This window comes from Flagellimonas cixiensis, from assembly GCF_042134615.1.
GTDB classification, from domain to species: domain Bacteria; phylum Bacteroidota; class Bacteroidia; order Flavobacteriales; family Flavobacteriaceae; genus Flagellimonas; species Flagellimonas cixiensis.
This window is the reverse complement of record NZ_CP169639.1, coordinates 281,685-301,623: the sequence shown is the minus strand read 5'-3', so window position 1 is coordinate 301,623 and position 19,939 is coordinate 281,685. Positions and strand designations below refer to the sequence as shown.

General features: G+C 40.0%; 20 protein-coding genes. 9 read left to right on the top strand and 11 right to left on the bottom strand.

Annotation, left to right across the window (positions count from 1 at the left end; all coding sequences use genetic code 11):
• Positions 1 to 56: 56 nt before the first annotated feature.
• Positions 57 to 860 (top strand): DUF6503 family protein, encoded by an 804-nt coding sequence (locus ABT310_RS01270; RefSeq protein WP_375324961.1) that lies wholly within the window; start codon positions 57 to 59, stop codon positions 858 to 860.
• A 69-nt stretch (positions 861 to 929) separates the two neighbouring features.
• Here ABT310_RS01270 and ABT310_RS01265 read toward each other — a convergent pair whose 3' ends face one another.
• The 6 genes from ABT310_RS01265 to ABT310_RS01240 all read right to left on the bottom strand — a co-directional run bounded on the left by ABT310_RS01265 (position 930) and on the right by ABT310_RS01240 (position 9,083).
• Positions 930 to 2,222 carry an amidohydrolase gene (locus ABT310_RS01265; protein ID WP_375324960.1) on the bottom strand — a complete coding sequence of 431 codons (1,293 nt, stop codon included), beginning with the start codon at positions 2,220 to 2,222 and terminating at the stop codon, positions 930 to 932.
• Between the two features lie 10 nt (positions 2,223 to 2,232).
• On the bottom strand, positions 2,233 to 5,178 hold the full coding sequence (locus ABT310_RS01260) for an amidohydrolase family protein (RefSeq protein WP_375324959.1): 2,946 nt from the start codon (positions 5,176 to 5,178) through the stop codon (positions 2,233 to 2,235).
• A 59-nt stretch (positions 5,179 to 5,237) separates the two neighbouring features.
• Positions 5,238 to 6,311, bottom strand: a complete 1,074-nt coding sequence (locus tag ABT310_RS01255; RefSeq protein WP_375324958.1) for a DUF3810 domain-containing protein — start codon at positions 6,309 to 6,311, stop codon at positions 5,238 to 5,240.
• Positions 6,312 to 6,402: 91 nt separating this feature from the next.
• The gene (locus ABT310_RS01250; RefSeq protein ID WP_375324957.1) at positions 6,403 to 7,506 is read right to left on the bottom strand and encodes a peptidylprolyl isomerase; all 1,104 of its coding nucleotides are present in this window, start codon (positions 7,504 to 7,506) and stop codon (positions 6,403 to 6,405) included.
• 15 nt (positions 7,507 to 7,521) lie between these two features.
• Positions 7,522 to 8,070: a gliding motility-associated peptidyl-prolyl isomerase GldI gene (gene gldI / locus ABT310_RS01245; protein WP_375324956.1), complete on the bottom strand. Its 549-nt coding sequence runs from the start codon at positions 8,068 to 8,070 to the stop codon at positions 7,522 to 7,524.
• Positions 8,067 to 9,083, bottom strand: coding sequence for a bifunctional oligoribonuclease/PAP phosphatase NrnA (locus tag ABT310_RS01240; RefSeq protein ID WP_375324955.1), 1,017 nt, complete (start codon positions 9,081 to 9,083; stop codon positions 8,067 to 8,069). The genes gldI and ABT310_RS01240 overlap by 4 nt, the downstream gene beginning before the upstream one ends.
• A 76-nt stretch (positions 9,084 to 9,159) precedes the next feature.
• On the opposite strand from ABT310_RS01240, the gene ABT310_RS01235 reads away from it, so the two are divergent.
• A complete protein-coding gene (locus ABT310_RS01235; protein WP_375324954.1) occupies positions 9,160 to 10,194 on the top strand; it encodes an alkaline phosphatase D family protein in 1,035 nt (344 codons plus the stop codon).
• Positions 10,195 to 10,245: 51 nt separating this feature from the next.
• On the top strand, positions 10,246 to 10,665 hold the full coding sequence (locus ABT310_RS01230; protein WP_375324953.1) for a nucleoside-diphosphate kinase: 420 nt from the start codon (positions 10,246 to 10,248) through the stop codon (positions 10,663 to 10,665).
• A gap of 137 nt (positions 10,666 to 10,802) precedes the next feature.
• Here the strand turns inward: ABT310_RS01230 and ABT310_RS01225 are convergent, their stop codons facing one another.
• The 3 genes from ABT310_RS01225 to recF are packed head-to-tail and all read right to left on the bottom strand — an operon-like array spanning position 10,803 to position 12,611.
• Positions 10,803 to 11,099, bottom strand: a complete 297-nt coding sequence (locus tag ABT310_RS01225; protein ID WP_375324952.1) for a DUF721 domain-containing protein — start codon at positions 11,097 to 11,099, stop codon at positions 10,803 to 10,805.
• A complete protein-coding gene (locus ABT310_RS01220; RefSeq protein WP_375324951.1) occupies positions 11,099 to 11,527 on the bottom strand; it encodes a hypothetical protein in 429 nt (142 codons plus the stop codon). The genes ABT310_RS01225 and ABT310_RS01220 overlap by 1 nt, the downstream gene beginning before the upstream one ends.
• A gap of 4 nt (positions 11,528 to 11,531) precedes the next feature.
• Positions 11,532 to 12,611 carry a DNA replication/repair protein RecF gene (recF, locus tag ABT310_RS01215; RefSeq protein WP_375324950.1) on the bottom strand — a complete coding sequence of 360 codons (1,080 nt, stop codon included), beginning with the start codon at positions 12,609 to 12,611 and terminating at the stop codon, positions 11,532 to 11,534.
• Between the two features lie 127 nt (positions 12,612 to 12,738).
• On the opposite strand from recF, the gene ABT310_RS01210 reads away from it, so the two are divergent.
• The 6 genes from ABT310_RS01210 to ABT310_RS01185 all read left to right on the top strand — a co-directional run bounded on the left by ABT310_RS01210 (position 12,739) and on the right by ABT310_RS01185 (position 19,012).
• Positions 12,739 to 13,500 carry a tol-pal system YbgF family protein gene (locus ABT310_RS01210; RefSeq protein ID WP_375324949.1) on the top strand — a complete coding sequence of 254 codons (762 nt, stop codon included), beginning with the start codon at positions 12,739 to 12,741 and terminating at the stop codon, positions 13,498 to 13,500.
• A gap of 3 nt (positions 13,501 to 13,503) precedes the next feature.
• A complete protein-coding gene (gene ribH / locus ABT310_RS01205) occupies positions 13,504 to 13,986 on the top strand; it encodes a 6,7-dimethyl-8-ribityllumazine synthase (protein WP_375324948.1) in 483 nt (160 codons plus the stop codon).
• 518 nt (positions 13,987 to 14,504) lie between these two features.
• Positions 14,505 to 16,355 carry a DNA mismatch repair endonuclease MutL gene (mutL, locus tag ABT310_RS01200; protein WP_375324947.1) on the top strand — a complete coding sequence of 617 codons (1,851 nt, stop codon included), beginning with the start codon at positions 14,505 to 14,507 and terminating at the stop codon, positions 16,353 to 16,355.
• Positions 16,356 to 17,090, top strand: coding sequence for a rhomboid family intramembrane serine protease (locus ABT310_RS01195; protein ID WP_375324946.1), 735 nt, complete (start codon positions 16,356 to 16,358; stop codon positions 17,088 to 17,090).
• A gap of 2 nt (positions 17,091 to 17,092) precedes the next feature.
• Positions 17,093 to 17,956: a rhomboid family intramembrane serine protease gene (locus ABT310_RS01190; RefSeq protein WP_375324945.1), complete on the top strand. Its 864-nt coding sequence runs from the start codon at positions 17,093 to 17,095 to the stop codon at positions 17,954 to 17,956.
• Between the two features lie 3 nt (positions 17,957 to 17,959).
• Positions 17,960 to 19,012: an endonuclease/exonuclease/phosphatase family protein gene (locus ABT310_RS01185; RefSeq protein WP_375324944.1), complete on the top strand. Its 1,053-nt coding sequence runs from the start codon at positions 17,960 to 17,962 to the stop codon at positions 19,010 to 19,012.
• On the opposite strand, the gene ABT310_RS01180 is transcribed toward ABT310_RS01185, so the two are convergent.
• Entirely contained in the window at positions 19,001 to 19,309 is a 309-nt protein-coding gene (locus tag ABT310_RS01180; protein WP_375324943.1) for a DUF6122 family protein, read from the bottom strand. The genes ABT310_RS01185 and ABT310_RS01180 overlap by 12 nt on opposite strands.
• Positions 19,302 to 19,928: a WbqC family protein gene (locus tag ABT310_RS01175; RefSeq protein WP_375324942.1), complete on the bottom strand. Its 627-nt coding sequence runs from the start codon at positions 19,926 to 19,928 to the stop codon at positions 19,302 to 19,304. Before ABT310_RS01175 ends, ABT310_RS01180 begins: the two co-directional genes overlap by 8 nt.
• Between the last annotated feature and the right edge of the window lie 11 nt (positions 19,929 to 19,939).

Below are 19,939 nucleotides of genomic sequence, written 5' to 3'. Positions count from 1 at the left end.
ATAGGATTTCTTGTAATTTAAAAAAGGGCTTTTCGACCAAGGACAAAATATATTTCATGAAAAAAATAACCATCCTACTCTCTTTCATGTCCATTTTGGCCTGTAAAGAAACTCCAAAAAAAGAAGAAACCAGCACAACGGAACCAAAAGAAACTGTTGTAGAAAAATCCCATTATCCCGAGGCTATGTCCCACATTTTTGATGCCCATGGCGGATTGAAACTATGGAAGAGCCAGCGAACCCTGTCTTTTGTGCTTCCCAAACCAGAATTGCCTGAAACGCATACCATAGACCTTTGGTCTCGATTGGATAGGGTGGACACCGAACAATTCTCCATGGGATTTGATGGAAAGGAAGTTTGGTTACTTGATCTTGAAGAACAATACAAAGGTGATGCTGCTTTTTATCATAATTTGATGTTCTACTTCTATGCCATGCCGTTTGTGTTGGCTGATGACGGCATCATGTATTCCGATACGGAGGCTTTGGAATTTGAGGGAATATCGTATCCCGGAATGAAAATAGCGTACCAAAATGGGGTAGGGGCTTCATCCAAGGATGAATATTATATTCATTTTAAACCCAAAACGCATCAAATGGCTTGGTTGGGCTATACTGTTACGTATAGGTCTGGAGAAAGTTCCGATAACGTGAGATGGATTCGGTACCATGATTGGCAACAAATCAATGGGCTTGTATTGCCAAAATCCATTTCTTGGTTCAGTTATGAGGGGCGAGAATTGAAAGAGCCAGTGAGTACAGTGACTTTTGAAAACGTAAAGTTGAGCAAAGTGCCACAACCTAAAAGTTTTTATGCTATGTCAGAAGGTGCAAAAGCTGTTCCGGTTAAAGGAAAATAATCAATTATGTGAAACAAAAAAGCGGCGTTCCATCGAACGCCGCTTTCTTTTTGTATTAATTGGAAAAAATTATTTTCCTTCTCTTTCGTATTTGCCCATGTACCTTTTCCAAAGTTCGGTCTGGTGGGTTTCCAAAGAAATATCCCTGCCATCGATAAAGGCTTTGGTCAATTGATTGGTACGCATGTCCATGGCATCACCTTCCGAAATAAATAAAGTGGCACTTTTGCCTACCTCCAAAGTACCGTACATATCGTCGATACCTAGAATTTTGGCGGTGTTGCCTGTCAGCATTTTAATTCCGGTTTCCTTATCAAGGCCTTGCGCTACGGCTTGACCGGCATAAAAGCCCATATTTCGGGTTTGGAAGTTGCTCATGTCCTCATTCTGAATACCAACCAATAGACCTGCATCTACCAATAGTTTTGGTAATTTATAAGGTAGGTCGTAATCATCATCTTCCATTTTCGGAAGGGAATGGGTCACGTTCACCAAAACAGGAATGTTGTTTTCTTTCAAAAATTCGGTAATTCGGTACGCTCTGTAGCCACCAACCAGTACAATGTGCTTTACTCCAACTGCCTTGGCAAAAGTTACCGCATCGGTAATCTCCTTTTCTCCATCCGCGTGGATATACAATTTTTTGGAACCGTCAAAAAGACCTTCCATGGCAGCAAATGGCAAGTTTTTCTCTTTTTCATCAGCTTTGCTGTATGCATCAGAATTTTCGAAAAACATTTTTATATCGTCCATTTCTTTACCATAGTCTTCGTTGGGTCTAAAGCCTCTTGGCTCACCAGCCCACCATCTACCTCTTCTAAAGAAGTTGGGCCAGTTCATGTGGATACCATCGTCAGTTTTGATGGCGGCATCTTCCCAATTCCAGGCATCAAATTGGACGATGCTTGAGGTTCCTGAAATAGTTCCACCTTGAGGTGTTACCTGACCAATAAGCACTCCATTTGGGCGCATACTTTCCACGACTTTGGATTCTGCGTTGTAAGCGATGATACTTCTTACATGAGGAATCATTTCACCGATTTCATCTTGGTCATCACTTGCTCTTACCGCATTCACCTCTACCAAACCTAAGGATTTGGATGGGGCAATAAACCCAGGGTAAACATGTTTTCCTTCGGCATTGATCATGGTTCCAACGGTCGGAGCCATTAAATCTGCACCAATAGCGGTTATTTTTCCATCTTTAAAAATGATGGTGCAATTTTCTATAACCTCACCATTACCAACGTGCGCAGTGGCACCGATGATGGCAATCTGCTCCGATTGTTGTGGCGCAGGGGTTTGTTGTGCATTCAATGAAACCCCAAAAACAATAGCTATGATTAAAAATAGTTTTTTCATGATGTAATTTTTAAAGGGTTTCACATTCAAAGGTTTGTTTCTCACTTTGGACAGGAGTACGTGTTGGTCCTCCTTTTTTTCCTTCGTTCAGCATCATTCCAATAAGTAGATTACGCTCTTTTTTAATCGCTTCGCGCATTTCTTTATCTTTTTCCAAATCGAAGTAAACTTTACCTTCAATCAAGGTTTTTTCTGCTTTTGCGTAGACAGAAAGTGGATGGTCGCTCCAAAGCACTACATCTGCTTCTTTTCCTTCTTCAATACTTCCTACGCGATCATCCAAGTGCAACAACTTGGCAGGGTTTAGGGTAACGGTTTTCCAAGCTTCAATTTCAGACATTCCTCCATATTTAACTGTTTTACCAGCTTCTTGGTTCAATCTTCTGGACATTTCGGCATCATCACTATTGATGGCAACAGTTAAGCCTTGACTGCTCATAATGGCTGCATTGTATGGAATAGCGTCATTCACCTCGTATTTATAAGCCCACCAGTCACTGAAAGTTCCACCTCCAACGCCATGCTCGGCCATTTTATCGGCTACTTTGTACCCTTCCAAAATATGGGTGAAGGTATTCACGCGAAAACCAAATTTCTCGGCTACTTTCATCATCATGTTGATCTCACTTTGCACATACGAGTGACATGAAATGAATCGTTCTCCATTTAATATTTCAGCCAAAGTTTCCATTTCCTCATCATAGCGATAAGGCTCTCCACTTTTCTTTTTGGCATCGTATTCTTTGGCACGTTGGAAGTAATCTGTGTACACTTGCTCAACTCCCATTCTTGTTTGAGGGAATCTCGAATAACTGCCCCAGTTGGATTGCTTTACGTTTTCACCCAAAGCAAACTTGATAAATTTAGGTGCATTTTCGAATAGAAGCCCTTCGGCACTTTCACCCCATTTTAAACGTAGAATGGCTGATTGTCCACCAATTGGATTGGCAGAACCGTGCAATAATTGGGCGGCTGTTACACCACCAGCAAGATCGCGGTAAATACCAATGTGTGTTGGGTCAACAACATCCTCCATGCGTACTTCGGCGGAAGAATTATGTCCACCTTCGTTAATTGATAGTGCGGCAATATGGGTATGCTCATCAATTATACCGGCCGTAAGGTGTTTTCCAGTGGCGTCTACAACTTTTGCACCACCGGCACGAAGGTCTTTTCCAACCTTTGAGATTTTACCTCCTTTGATCAATACGTCGGTATTTTCCAAAATGCTTTCACCGGTCCAAACCGTGGCATTTTTAAACAGAATGGTTTCTTGTTTTGGTTTTGAAGTATATCCGTAGCCTACATTTGGGTAGGTGAGCGACATCAATTGAGGTGCTTCGGTGGTGGATTCTTTGTCTTCTTTTTCTTCAAAAGCTTTGGTACGCGTTAAGGTCGCCATGGATTCGTTTCCGTTTGGATCAACGGCCTTACCTTTAATGGTGCCAGAGTTGTCGGTCACATGAGCAACCCATCTGTAGGAACCAATTTTGTCTTCTGTGAAAGAAAGGTTTAACCAGTCTGCAGAATAATCAATTTTGGAATCTAATTTATCGTCCCCTTTTTTGATTTCAGCCTTTGGCTTGTCTATAGAACCCGTTAAAGAAACCGTGTAGGTGTTTCCACCTAGTGCTAGGTTGTAGTCACCTCTCACATCTTTAATGTCCTTGTTCTGGATGATGTCTTTAGTTCCTTGCACCCAGTTTTCATAAAGAATGGTGCCTTTATCGAAAATATCCCCGGAAGTGATCAAGAAATTCGCTTGACTACCCGTTTGTAAGGAACCAATTTCACCAGTTTTTCCCAAAATTTCAGCAGGAATGGTGGTTAGGGCCTCCAAGGCTTTGGTTTTTGAAAGGCCATAGGTAATGGCTTTCATCAATTTGTCCTTAAGGTCTTTTGGAGACTTTAATCCGTGTAAAGTAATGGAGAAATCAACACCGTTTTCAGCCAATACCTTTGGGTTGGATGGGGCCATGTTCCAGTGTCTCATGTCCTTCAATTCGATATATTGGGCTTGATAAGGATTTGAAACATCATAGGCATCGGGGAAGTTGATGGGAACAATCAACTTGGCATTGGTTGCCTTAATGTCATTAATAAAAAGGTATTCATCGCCACCACCTAAAATAGTGTACTGAACACCAAATTGATCACCAATTTTATCGGCGCGTAGTACATTGCCATTATCACCAGCCGCATAGATTTGCGTTAAACCTTTGTTGGCAATCATAGCTTCCAAAGAACGGTCCTTGGTGTCTATATTGCCTTTACTGTACCAATCCATATCGTGGTACACTTGTCTCATCAAAGCCATGGCACCCATTAAAGAACCTGGGTAGGATTGTGGAGATGTAACACTTTTGGAAAAACTGAAGTATTGTGCCGATTTATCGGAAAGGATACGTTGCGCTTCGCTGGCTTCGTCGTTCAAAGCCACCAGAACTCCGGTTCCTCGTGCAATACCATCTTCAATGTGAGCATTTACGGTACCGAATCCAGCTTTTCTAAGATCACTGGCTTTTTTGGCATCATACTTAAAACTGCTGATGGCATTTTTTTCTGGCATAATGTGGTCGTTCCAATAGAACCCTTCTCTTGTAGGTTCATATTGCGCCGATCTTCCGCCACCTGGGGCACGTTTTGGTTTTTCTACTCCAAATCCAGAGAATACATCGATAAAGGATGGGTAAATGGATTTTCCATCCAAATCCTCAACCACAGCATTCTTTGGAATACTTATGGATTTACCCACCTGAACCACTTTTCCGTTTTGGATAAGCAGGGTTCCATTGTTGATGATTTGCGTTGGAGTTACATAGATCTTGGCATTGGTGAATGCCATGTAATTGTTGTTCTTCTTTGCTTTTACACCGTCGTTGATCGGAAAGTAATCCTGTGCAAACAAAGAAACACCGCCCATGAACAGGAACAGCGCTAAAAGTTTAAGTTTCATACGGTTTTAATTGAATTAGTTGGTTTAAAGATAGGCTTTGTGATAGTTCTTCACAAGTTTCAAAAGTGCTCTGGGTGGGCTTTGCGATAGTTGATCATTAACCCTACCATGGAGTTGTAACTTTTGATGCCTTCCTTTTGGTTGTTCGCCTTTAAAAATGTGTTGAACACAGATTTAAAAACAGGCTCTAGGGGGTTCTCATATTTTTCCCAAAATTCCCGTAATTCTTGAAAGTTTTTTTTCACTCCAACGTGAAGGGTTGGCAATATGGCCTCATAGGCTGCTTCGTCTTTATAAAATAAATCGGAAAGGCAATATCCCAATGCATGGTGATAGGCCGAATACTTAAAGTAGGGGTCGTTGCTTTGTAAAGTGACCAAAGTCCCAATAAAATTAGTGGCATCTTCTGCAGAATACCCCAATTGATGTCCTACCTCATGACCGCTCACCACGGGCAACCTAAATCGCGGAGTGACTCCATTTACTTGTGCTTCATTGGTGAAAGGGTTCAGGTATCCCCCATAGCCCATATAGGTTAACGGAATGCTATAAATTGATGATTTTAGACTTTGGCTTTTGTATTCAAAGTCGGGGTACATGATGCCCAAGAAATCATAGGCTGTTTTTGTTTGGTCAAAAACTTTTTTCCTAGAATTTGAAAGATGTACTGGTGAAATGGAGTCCCCTGTAATCTGTTGTTGATATTGATTGGTTTTTTCAACCAGATATTTTGTGAAATCCACTAATTCGATAGCTGTATATTCACGTTCTATGTTCAGTTTCCATGTTATGGGTTGCCGATGGTAATTCATTCCCCATAAAAAGTGAAAGGCAAAAAACACTATGGAAAGTACAACAATCACATCCTTTAAAAAGTATAGGGGTTTGGAAATGATTTTTTTCCAATGCTTGTATACGTATCGAATGGCTACAATGGTGGCCGCAGTGTACAAAATATCACCAAATGAAAAAGGTAACCAACCGAACAAGGTTCTCAATACCCTTGAAATAATGGGGTAGATGCCATTGCTGTAGTAATCTTCAACAACGTTGGGGTAGCCGGCAATCCATTGCACCAAAAGAATTTGAATTGGCAGTGCAATAAGGATTACGGTTTTGACTTTTTGACGCATCAAAAAAAATGATAGGGTTTAATTTGGTTAACGGCATAAAAAAACCGCACTGAAAAGTACGGTTTTTTTATGTTTTGAGATATACTCTTTTTTATTGGATCCCTACGATTTCAACATCGAAAACCAATGTGGAACCACCAGGAATTGGTCCGTAATCGTTATCGCCATAACCCAAATGTGGAGGGATGAACAAACGAACTTTGTCACCAACTTTCATGGTCAACAATCCCTCACGGAAACCAGCGGCCAATTGGGCATCTGGGCTGTAAGACATTGGGAAAGGTGTATACCCTCCTTGGTCTCTTCTACCTGGATTCAATTGATTGAATTTTTCAGCAATTTCTTGGATGTTGCTGTCAAAAAGGTCACCATTGAACAACCAACCTGCATAGTTTACCAAGGCCATTTGACCAATTTTAGGTTGTTCGCCTTCGCCTTCTTTTAATTTTAGAATTTTAAGTCCAGATTCGGTTTCTTCAGCCTGAGCAATTTGTTCGGTGAATTCAGCTGCCAAATCCTCTTTCATTTTTTTGAATTCTGCTTCGACCAATTTTGCCTCTTCAAAATAGTCGGACATAATTTGAACAGCGTCAAATTTTTTCGCTTCTTTTCCATTGCGAACAATTTCCACATGGTTCATCACCACATCAACTTCAGGCTTGTCTCTTGGGCCAGTTTTAACATTCGCGATGGTATCAACTACTTCAAGTCCGCTAACCACTTCTCCAAAAACGGTATGTTTTCCATTTAACCACGGCGTTTCTTTATGGGTAATGAAAAACTGGCTGCTATTGGTTTTTGGACCTCTGTTGGCCATGGACAAAATTCCTTTTTTGGAGTGGAGTAACGAATCGTTGAACTCATCTTTAAAAGTATAACCGATATTACCACTTCCAGAACCGGTTGGGTCACCTCCTTGAAGCATAAAATCTTTGATGACCCTGTGGAAAATAATACCATCGTAGAATTTCTTGTCTTTGTATTCCTCATTCACAAAAGGATTGTTCCCCTCGGCCAAGGATACAAAGTTGGCCACGGTTACAGGAGTTTTTTGGTACTCCAGTTTAATAATGATGTCTCCTTTGGAAGTTTGGATGTCGGCAAAAATACCGTCTCCCAAATCGGCATATTTGCTCGATTTGCAACCAAATAAAACCAAGGTAAAAGCGGCTATTAGGTAAAGTGATTTTTTCATGTTTAATGTAAAGATTTAGTTTATACTGTCGTTATCAATTATGATCGTGTGTAATACCACCGATGATTTTAATGGGGTTTTTGGCCCAATTTTATTGTTGTCCCCTTGGTAGCCATACGCTTGTGGCGATGGAAACAAAAAGGATGCTTTTTCAGAAATCTTGAGCAATTTCAATGCATTTTGAAGACCAGGGAACAATTGCTGTTTGTCGATTACATAGGATGCGGTTCCAATTTCATCCGCAGTGTAAATAGTGTCGTTGTCCAATGTCATTAAATTGTATGAAAACAATACTTGATCACCTGTTTTTGGTAAATAGGTCGCGGTGTCGTTTTTGGTTTCAAAATAGTACCAAAATCCGTTTGGACTGGACAAGTATTCGTGCAAGGTGTCTTTTTGGATAATTTCTTCAATCAATTTCTCCTCAATAGCCAATAATTGTTTATTGCGTTCAATAGATTCCTTGAAATAGCTCCCAGATTTAACCTCTACAGGTCTTCTAGGTTCAGGTCCACCACAATTGATGAACAAAAGGGCCAAAAGAAATACTAAAACAGGTCTCATGAATTTAATTGGCTTTTATAGTTTTTTAAAATCTCGTTGAATTGGGCAACTGTTTCTTCCATGCTGAGGTCGCTTCTTCCTCCGGCTGCATTATCGTGTCCTCCACCATTAAAATGCTCACGGGCAAACGCATTCACAGAAAAATCCCCAACAGACCTTAGTGAAATTTTTATGATCCCCTCTTCCTTGTTTTCGATAAAAATAAGGGCAAAAATAATATCCTCCAGGGTTAGGCCATAGTTTACAAAGCCTTCGGTGTCTCCTTTTTTGAAACCATGTTCATCCAATTCCTCTTGGGTAAGTGTAATGTATGCCGTTTTATATTCAGGCAATATCACCATATTGCTCAAGGCAACCCCCAATAAATGTAATCTTGATGGTGAGTTGGTATCGAACACCTGTCTATGGATTTCCATGTTTTCAGCACCCTTGTCAATCAATTCTGCAACCACGCGATGTGTTTTGCTCGATGTGGACCTATATTTAAAGGAACCCGTATCCGTCATAATGCCGGTGTAGAGGTTGGTGGCAATTTCTTTGGTGATGCTATCCGTAGCGCCAAGGAAATCGATAAAATTATAGACCATTTCACAAGTGGAGCTCATGGTTACATCCGAATAGGTCACTTTGGCATAATCACTGGGTTGTTGATGGTGGTCGATCATGATAAAATCAACGGTAGACTCCTCTAAAACCGTTTGCATTTGCCCAACACGGGACAGGTCGTTAAAATCCAAAGTGAAAATCAGCGTAGCCCCATCCAAAAAGGATTTAGCCTGACGGTTTTCCTTTTCAAAATTAAGAACAGAATCATTCCCAGGCATCCATTTTAAGAATTTAGGATAATCGTTCGGTGCAATAACCTGTGCAATGTGTCCCATGCCCTTTAAAAATGCATGTAGCGCCAAACAAGAGCCCATGGCATCTCCATCGGGATTCTTATGAGGGATTATGGCAATCTTTTGAGGTTGGGAAAGTATCGACTTTACTGTCGTGATGTCCGCTGAATTCATGCGCCCAAATATACAATAATATAATATAGAGGAAACTCGCTTTATCCTTATTTTTGAAACATCAAAAACCTAACCTATGAACCGATTTACGGCATTGTTTGTTGCTGTTGCCCTATTAAGTGGATGCAAAAAGAAAGTAGAAAACACAACCGTTGAAACTCCAAAACCTGCTGCCGATTTTACCGTTGCCTTTGGTTCTTGTAACATGTCCCAGGAACCCAATCCTTTTTGGGATGATATTTTGGTTGAAGCACCTGATGTTTGGATTTGGGGTGGAGATATTGTGTATGCCGACACGGATGATGTGGACAGGCTTAGGACCATTTATGCGATGCAGGACAGTGTAGCTGGATATGCAAAACTAAAAGCCGAAGTACCCATTATTGGTACTTGGGACGATCACGATTTTGGCCTCAATGATGGAGGTGCAGATTTCTCCATTAAAAAAGAAAGTCAACAAGTGTTTTTGGATTTTATGGGCGTGCCCGCGGATAGCGAGCGAAGAACTCGAGAGGGTGTTTATGCGGCCCACGAATATGAAACGCCAAAAGGTACGGTGAAAGTGATTGTGTTGGATACTCGATATTTCCGAACAGAATTATTGAAAGATGAAGACCCCAATAGACGATATCAAGCCAATTTTGATGAAAATGCCACGGTTTTGGGTAGTGCACAGTGGGAATGGCTCCAAAAGGAACTTGTAGATTCCCATGCCGATTTCAATTTGATTATGTCCAGCATTCAAGTATTGTCCGGGGAACACGGCTTTGAAACTTGGGGCAATTTTCCTAAAGAAGTCGAGAAATTGGAGCAAATGATTGCCGAGTCCAAAGCCAAAGGGGTGATTATTCTTTCGGGTGATCGACATATTTCGGAGTTTTCAAAAACCGAGGTAGAGGGATTGAATTATCCTTTGATAGATTTCACCAGCAGTGGACTCACACATTCCTATTCAAGTTTTAGCGGAGAGCCCAACCAGTTTAGGGAGGGGAAAGTGGTTTCCGATAAAAGCTACGGTATTATTGATTTCAATTTTGAGAACAAAGCGGTGGTTTTTAAAATGATGGGTGACCATGGTACCGTGCTTCAAGAGCTAAAACAAATCTATTAGACCTTGTGCGTTGATTGAAAAACCGTACTTTTGCGCAAAATTCTATAAAAAATGACTGGAAATAGAACATTTACCATGATTAAGCCAGATGCTGTTGAAAACGGATACATCGGTGCAATCTTGGAAAAAATAACGGCTGCTGGATTCAAAATCGTAGCCATGAAGTACACGCAATTGAGCAAGAGAGATGCAGAGGAATTTTATGGCATCCATAGAGAGCGTCCATTTTTTGGAGAGTTGGTTGAATTTATGACCAGAGGTCCTATTGTTGCTGCCATCTTGGAAAAAGACAACGCAGTTGATGATTTTCGTGCATTGATCGGAGCTACCAATCCTGCGGATGCTGCGGAAGGTACTATCCGTAAATTGTATGCCGCAAGTATCGGTGAAAATGCGGTTCACGGTTCTGATAGCGATGAGAATGCTGCCATTGAAGGAGCTTTCCATTTTTCAGGTCGCGAAATCTTCTAAAAACCAGCATATAAAAATTAAGGAAGCCACTCAATTTGGGTGGCTTTTTTTATTTCTCATTTTGAGCAATGTGAAAAATCTCTTTTAGGTTTTAATTAGATTTCTCGTTGCTACGCTCTGTCGAAATGACTACACTTTTATCGCAATACCAATTTCTTTACCAATTCACGTCCCAGTTCTTCATTCACCATTTTAATGATCTTGGATTTGCCCAAGCTCAATTCTTCTCGCAACACGGATGATGAAAGGGAAATAAACAGCGTTTCATTTCTGAGCTCTACGCCGGTGGTGTAATTGTTGACCCCATTGCCCATTAAATTTACCCAAGCCTCACGAACATCCACTTTATCTATACCTTTTTGGAGCTTATTTTCTTTAATGAACTCGTTTAACGCCTCACTTAATGGAAGGTTGGTATTTTGTCTTTTGGCCATTATTGCGGGATTTTAATGGGTTCGAAACGTTTATAGCTATAGGTGACACCTTCATTGTTCACTACTGAAAATGAAAGGGAGTCGAGTTGGACCAATTTTTCCTCCCAATGACTGAATTCATTATCATAACTCATAATAAAAATGTCGTTGGAGGGACTAATAGTCAACTGTTCCACATCATGATTCGAAGTGTCATAAGTGCCACCCAGATTTGCCTGTAGTTTTTTTCGAAATCCTTTACCGTCTTCCAATTGAATGAAGTCGATATTGGAGTTAAGGCCGTACGCTTTCAAACTACCATCAGGGAACTCCACTTCCGAAATTTCCCAATACCCATTTAAATAATGAAGGTCGGATTTAGCTACCGATGGAGCGTTTTTACACGCAATAATGAAAACTAAAAAAAGAAATGGGATTATTTTTTTCATGATGTTACAAGGTAAAGATTTTATAACTCTGATGAATGTTTTTTACCACATTTTCGGTTCGTTCTGGGTGGGTATCGCTTATAAAAATCTGACCGAAATTGTCATTTTTTACCAAGCCAACAATTTGGGATACCCGATGTTCATCCAGTTTATCAAAAATATCATCTAACAATAAAATGGGCGTAGTGCTGGCCAACTCTTTTATAAAATGAAATTGCGCCAGTTTTAAGGCAATCAAAAATGATTTTTGCTGTCCCTGACTACCGAATTTTTTAATGGGATGGCCTGCAATGGTAAAACCAAGATCATCTTTATGGATGCCGACCGAAGTATATTGCAATGCTCGGTCCTTCTCGATATTGGATTCCAATAATTCCAAAAGCGGACGTTCTGAAAGTTGACTTTCATAAGAAAGCAAAATTTGCTCATCCTTTTCAGATATATGTTGATACTGCTCTTGAAAAATAGGAATAAAGGATTCAATGAATTCCACCCTTTTTTTGTGGATTTCCGTTCCCAATCCGTGCAATTGTTCATTATAAATGGCCAAGGTGTTTGGGTCAAAAGTATGGTTGGCCACAAAATATTTGAGCAAAGAATTGCGCTGCGAGATTATTTTATTGTATTTAATAAGGTTCTGCAAGTAGCTTTTGTCCGATTGTGAAATTACCCCGTCCATGAACTTTCTACGGGTTTCACTACCTTCTAAAATTAAATCGCGATCTGCGGGCGAAATCATCACCAAAGGCAAAAAACCAATGTGTTCCGAAAACTTTTCATAGGGCTTCCCGTTGCGCTTTATGACTTTTTTAGTGCCCTTTTTAAAGGAGCAAATGATTTTTTCGGTTCGATTTTCTTTTTCAAACTCTCCCTCAACCACAAAAAATTCGGTACCGTGCTTTATGTTTTGGGTAGAAACCGGATTAAAGTAACTTTTGCCAAAACTAAGGTGGTAAATGGCATCCAAAACATTGGTCTTTCCCACCCCATTGTCACCCACAAGGCAGTTGATTACGGGGTCGAATTCCAAGGTCTTGGAATCAAAATTTTTGTAATTGACTAAAGATAAATGTCTTAAAAACATATAGAATTTGAGGAACAAAGTGGGTTTTACAGGATGCCTATACAAAATAGGGTTTCAAAAATAACGAATAAATTACCTTTTGGTTTTGGATAAAAACTTTATTTTTGCGCGACCAATTAAATGACGGATGGCAACATACAAGAAGAGAGGCTTTAAGCCAAAGAATAAGGCAGAAGAAGCTCAGATAGAAGAACACGACAGTACAACGGCAGAGGTATTCAATACCTTGGATGAAGGTGCTTCCAAGACTGAAGAGTGGGTTCAGAAGAACCAAAACTATATTTTGGGGGTAATCGGAGCGATTGCTGTTGGGGTATTGGCGTACTTGGGATATTACCAATTTATCCAAAATCCAAAAGAAGCTTCTGCAGCCAACGAATTATTTTATCCACAACAATATTTTGATCAGGCTTTGGCCAGTGAAACCGAAAGGGATTCATTGTTTACGTTGGCATTGAATGGTGCTCAGGGTAAATATGGTTTCTTGGATATTATCGAGGAATACAGTGGAACAAAGGCCGCGAACTTGGCGAAGTATTCTGCTGGAATGACCTATTTGAACTTGAACCAGTACGATCAGGCAATTTCGCATTTGGAAAGTTTTTCTTCGGATGACGACATTATGGGAGCTATGGCCAAAGGAGGTATTGGAGATGCTTTTGCACAGTTGGAACAGTTGGAAGATGCTTTGGATTATTATGAAAAAGCCATTGCTCATAGCGATAACGAATTCACAGCACCTAGATTTTTATACAAAGCTGGTGTAGTTGCCATCGAATTGGGCCAAAAGGACAAAGCACTTGGATATTTTGAGCGCATCAAAGAAGAGTATCCGGGATCAAAAGAAGGAAATGGCGTAGAGGCCTTGATTGGAATGGCCCAAAACTAAAACATGGCCACAGAGAACAAAAACTTATCCGTTTACGATAAAAATAAAATCCCAAACGCGAAGAATCTTCGGTTTGGGATTGTTGTTTCTGAATGGAACGACGAAATTACCGAAGCCCTGTATCAAGGCGCCGAAGAGGCATTGTTGGATTGTGGGGCTGCTACAAAAAATATTTTGCGTTGGGATGTTCCTGGTAGCTTTGAGCTTACTTTCGGATGCAAAAAGATGATCCAGACCCAAGAGGTGGATGCCATTATTGCCATCGGAAGTGTAATTCGTGGCGAAACCAGTCATTTTGATTTTGTGTGCAGTGCCACTGCAGAGGGCATCAAAGATTTGAACGTAGCTTACGATGTGCCTGTGATTTTCTGTGTGTTGACTGATGACAATATCGAGCAATCGCGAGCCAGAAGTGGAGGGAAACACGGAAACAAAGGAACGGAAGCTGCTATTGTCGCCATTCAAATGGCGGTTTTAGGGAAATAGGAGAGAAGTTCAAGCACAAGTTCAAGTTTCAAGTTCAACGCAAAATCAGGGTTCAGGTTTCAAGTTCAATGCTTTCTGTCAATCTATTGTTCCAACCAACTAAAAATCCAACATTCCAAAAATCAAGTAGTCCAATCTACCAATAATCCACCCACTGTTAACATTTTTTGGGAGAACCGCTCGACCCCTTTTTCCTATTTTAAGTACCTTTGAGGTTACACGGATATTAAAGCCATGCGAAACCCTTTAAAGCTTAGGAAAAATAAAAATTTTGATTACTCCCCTCGTTATTATAAGGGCGAGGGCAATCCGTATAAAATAGAACACAAACTAGATCAGTTTCGGAGTACCGCACATGCCAATAGAGGGCTCAAGAATAAGTTGACCACTGCAATGGACGATTTGCAAACGAAGGGGGACAAAAACCTAAAACTTCGCTTTTGGATCATTGTTGCCATATTGGTATTGCTGTTTCTCTTTATTATTGACTTCGATCTATCTATATTCTGGAATCCATAATGGCGGATATCATCAAGCTTTTGCCAGACCATGTCGCCAACCAGATAGCTGCAGGGGAAGTGGTGCAACGTCCTGCTTCTGTGGTTAAGGAGCTAATGGAAAATGCCATTGATGCAGGAGCTGAATCCATCAAATTGATCATCAAAGATGGGGGTAAAACCCTGATTCAAGTGGTGGATGATGGTATGGGGATGAGTGAAACGGATGCTCGATTGTCTTTTGAGCGCCATGCAACCTCCAAGATTTCTTCTGCTCAGGACTTATTCAATTTGGAAACCAAAGGTTTTAGGGGCGAAGCTTTAGCTTCTATTGCTGCTATTGCACATGTAGATATGCATACCCGTCCTGCATCCAATGAGGTGGGAACGCATATTAAAATAGAAGGCAGCAAAATTGTATCGCAAGAGGTGGTGGCCACGCCTAAAGGAACTTCCATTTCGGTGAAGAACTTGTTCTTTAATATTCCAGCACGACGGAACTTTTTAAAATCCAACCAAGTTGAACTTCGTCACATCACGGATGAGTTTCATCGTGTGGCTTTGGTGCATCCCAATATTGAGTTTCATTTTTACAATAATGGGTCGGAGATTTTTAATCTTCCGAAAACAAAACACCGCCAACGAATTGCCCATATTTTTGGAAGCCGAATGGAGAACAGATTGGTCCCTGTAGGCGAGGAGACCGAAGTGGTAAAGGTTTCAGGGTTTATTTGTAAGCCAGAGTTTGCCAAAAAGAGTAGGGGGGAGCAGTTTTTCTTTGCCAATAACCGCTATATAAAAAGTCCATACTTACATCATGCAGTGACAGCAGCGTTTGAAGGTTTGATTAAATCGGAAATGTATCCTGGGTATTTTTTGTTTTTGGAAGTGGATGCGAGTTCCATCGATATCAATATACACCCTACCAAAACAGAGGTGAAATTTGATGACGAGAACACCTTGTACGCAATTCTTCGTTCCACCATTAAGCATAGCTTAGGTCAGTTCAATGTGGCTCCAGTGCTTGATTTTGATCATGACCCCAATTTAGATACGCCTTATGCGTATAAAGAAAAAGGTGCAGTGTTGCCCAAGGTGACGGTCGATGCCGCCTTTAATCCGTTCCAAGAAACAGTAAAAAGTAAAACTTCTGGCGGCAGCTCTTTTCAAAAACAAAGTGCAAAGGGATGGGAAAATCTGTATGAAGGATTGGAAAAAGAAGTGGATGAGGAGCAGTTCAGTAGTTTGATCATTGAATCGGAAAGTGATGAACAAGGAACACTCTATGATGGGGAACAGGCTGAAGAGCACATGGCTTCCACCTTTCAATTGCGTAGAAAATATGTGGTGAGTACGGTAAAGTCAGGTATGTTGGTGATTCATCAAAAACGAGCCCATGAACGAATTCTTTTTGAAAAGTTCCTAAAGGAAATCACCGTAAAAGAGGGGGTGAGCCAACAGTTATTGTTTCCCTTAGAGCTAAGTTTTAACCAACAGGAACTAGGAATACTGAAAGATATAAGTGAAAGTCTGACAAATATTGGGTTCGCCTTTGAAAGTTTGGAACAGGAAACCGTAAAAGTGACAGGTGTGCCCTTATTGGTCCCTGAATCGGGAATTGGTACGGTTTTAGATCGCTTGATAGCGGACTATAAAGAAGGGTATGGAAATGGTTCCATTTCGCAAGCCGAAATGTTGGCCAAAGTATTGTCTAGAAATCTTGCCGTAAAAACAGGTGAAATTCTCGACCAAGAATCCCAAATGGCACTCGTGAACAATTTGTTTGCCTGCAAGGAACCGACCTTGAGTCCTTCACATAAAATAACATACACTATTATCTCTGAAGGGGATATCGATAAAAAATTCAGCTAAATGGGTAAAATGACCGAGGCAGTGAAACACATTTTGATCATTAACGTGATCATGTTTTTTGCCACACAATTGTATGGGGACCAGATGTTTCAATGGATGTCACTTTGGTTTCCCAAAAATCCCAATTTTGAATGGTGGCAGATTATTAGTCATATGTTCATGCACGGAAACCTGATGCACATTGTGTTCAACATGTATGCACTTTGGGCTTTTGGTACACCTTTGGAACGTATTTGGGGTAGAAACAAATTTTTATTCTTCTACTTTTCGGCTGGTTTAGGCTCTGCGGCATTGCACAGTGGTGTTAATTTTTATCTATTCAACGAGGGAATAAGTGCGTTGGAAGGAGCTGGCATAGCCAAAACACAGATAATGGATATTTTGGCTAACGGACAATATAGTCCAGGGTGGTACAATATCGCATCCAAAGGAACTATTGATAACATGCTTTCGGCATTCAATACGCCTGCGGTTGGGGCTTCAGGGGCCATTTATGGTATTTTGGTGGCCTTTGCTTTTATGTATTCAGAAGCCAAATTGATGCTTATATTTTTACCGGTGCCCATAAAGGCCAAGTATTTTGTACCTATTTTAATCGCTGTCGATTTAATTTTCGGTATCGGCAATGTAAATACTGGAGTAGCACACTTTGCGCATATTGGCGGTGCTTTAATTGGATTTATAATGATGTGGTACTGGAAAAAGGACCAGTTTAATAATAATCGTTGGGATTAATTATGACAAGTGGAGGACTTCAATACCAATTTGCTCGGCTTAGTATAGCGGAGAAGCTCATTGCGGTAAATGTGCTGATTTTTCTATTGGAGGGATTGTCCAAGGCGCTTTTCGGATTTTCCTTTGCTGCATGGTTTCAACTTCCAAAGGACTTTATTGAATTTATAGGTCAGCCATGGTCTTTGTTCACCTATTCTTTTTTACATGCAGGATTGGGTCATATATTTTGGAATATGATCATCCTTTACTTTGCCAGCAGGATTTTTTTAAATCTGTTTGATGGGCAACGCTTTATCAATGTCTATTTCTTGGGTGTAATTTTAGGAGGAGCATTGTTTCTTTTAGGATATAATGTGTTCCCCACCTTGGTGAATGCCAACACGGCATTGATTGGTGCTTCGGCAGGAGTAAATGCTGTTTTGATTTTTGTTTGTGCCTATATTCCAAACCAGGAGGTTCGTCTGTTCTTTTTCAATATTAAATTATGGTACATCGGGGCCGCTCTTGTGATTAAGGATTTGGTGCTCATCGGTATGGGCGAAAATATCGGAGGTGGATTGGCCCATTTGGGTGGGGCTTTGCTAGGTTATGTTTATGCCAGGCAATTGTTCAAAGGAAATGATATAGGAGCGGGTTTCACCAAACTAAGGGATGCGATAGTTCAACTTTTTAAACCAAGGGAGAAAAAAGCTCCGATGAAAACTGTGTACCGAAAGAAAACGGAGGCTCAAACCAAAGCCCAGTACGACAAACAAGCCAAGCAAAAGAAGATAGATTCCATTTTGGATAAGATCAGTAAATCGGGCTATGAAAGTTTGTCGAAGGAAGAAAAGGACTTTTTGTTCAAAGCAGGTAAAGAGGATTAAATTGTGAAAGGGCTTTCGATTTTTGATAGGGTGGTGTATTTTTTGAATACCCTTCTTGCATTGGTGTTGGGTGTCGCCATCATCGTTTCATATATTCCAGTAAAACAAATTTCTTCACTATCTGTTGTGAGTTTAGTGGTGCCGTTACTTGTGATTGTCAATTTGGTTTTTGTTTTATATTGGCTTTTACGAGAAAAGAGAAATATCTTACTTTCAGTTCTAATACTTCTTGTTTGGTTAATTTTATCAGGTCCTTTTTTTCTTTTTAATTCTGCTGAAGAGAGTATTCAAAATAAAAGTGAAGACACATTTTCAATAATGTCCTTTAATGCTAGAAGTTTTAATTATTCTAAGCTTTTGGATATCGAAAATGTTGAAGAATTAATTTATGATTTTGTATCTGAAAAGGATCCCGATATCGTTTGCTTTCAAGAGACACTATATGCTTTGAAACGAAATAACGCTTTGTCTCAATATAAATATAAGTTTGTTGACTTTGTTTACGGAAAACATAGTGGAAAAGTAATTCAAGCAATTTATTCCAAGTTTCCAATTTTAAATATAGATTCTATTTCATTTCCAAGGAGTGCAAACAACGCTATTTTTGCTGATATTTTGATTCATTCCGATACTGTTAGGGTTTACAACGTACATCTACAGTCATTTAAAATAGACCCTGAACTGTATGCCATACAAAATGAAGAAACAAGTAAGCTTTTTGGCAGATTAAGCTATGCCATGCGAAAGCAATACGAACAGGCGGATTTAGTCCGAAAGAATATGTATGAGACCAACTATAATAAGATTGTACTTGGTGATTTTAATAATACACAGTACTCCAATATTTATAAGGCAATAAAAAGGGATATGACCGACACCTTTTTAGAAAAAGGGTCAGGATTTGGTCGCACCTACGATCTAATGGGGTTTCCACTAAGAATCGACTATATTTTGGCCGACCCCGAATTTGAAGTGCTTTCCCATCAAAATTTTGAGGTCAAATTATCCGATCATTATCCGATTATGGCTACTTTGAGATTGCCGTTACATGAGTAGGCAGTCCAGACCATCTGCAATAATATGCAGTATTAAGGCTAAGCCAATTATTCTTGTTACCCGAAAAAAGGGTAGAATTGAATAAACAATAATCGCCCAATAACTGTGCAACGGATGAAAACCAATGCTACATCGGTTAGGGTCAAAAAGGGGATTGGCAAATAAATGGTCAATATCGATGATTATTCCAGCAAGCAGAATCAATGCAACTTTTACTTTTTGATCCTTAAAAAACCAAATGGTAATAAGTATAGGGACTATAAAATGAATGCCGTAATGTACAATATGCCTAAGCATGACGGGTAAAATCCAGAGGTTGACCTTTGAGGTAGGTAAGGGTATTGGTACCTTCGTTGAACAAAAGGTCCAAAACACTTAAATTGGACAAAAAACCATGGCGTTCCTCAAAAACTTGAGGGTAAGTTTCCAATTCAAATGGTTTTTCTTTTTTAGCATCTACTAAAAATCGTGCATCAACTAAGTTATTGGGAACTACCTCATAGGTATCTGTCCTATCTTTGCTAATCGATATTCCAATACAATCTGCAATGGTTTCAATTGTTTTTACATTAAAATCGAACAGATTGTTTTCAGAGCCTTCATAAAGAGGACGAATATCATCCTCATAAAATTCAAAAAAGGGAGAGGTTCGATAGGCAGTTTCCAATGTTCGCCAATGTTCCTTTTTCCAATTGTAGCTATTCTCGGTAATAACGTCTATATATTTCTGCCTTCCTTCCTTCCCTCCTAAATGTTTTACAGGGATATTTAGCATATGTTTGCCCTTATCTGTTGAAATATAACAGCGATTCCTATAGGTCTGCTTTTGAAAATTGTCCTGCGCCTCCCACACCACCTCATGTTGCACGATGGCAGCAAATGTAGCAATGCTAGGAAAATAGCTAGGATGGAGCAATATGTGTTTAT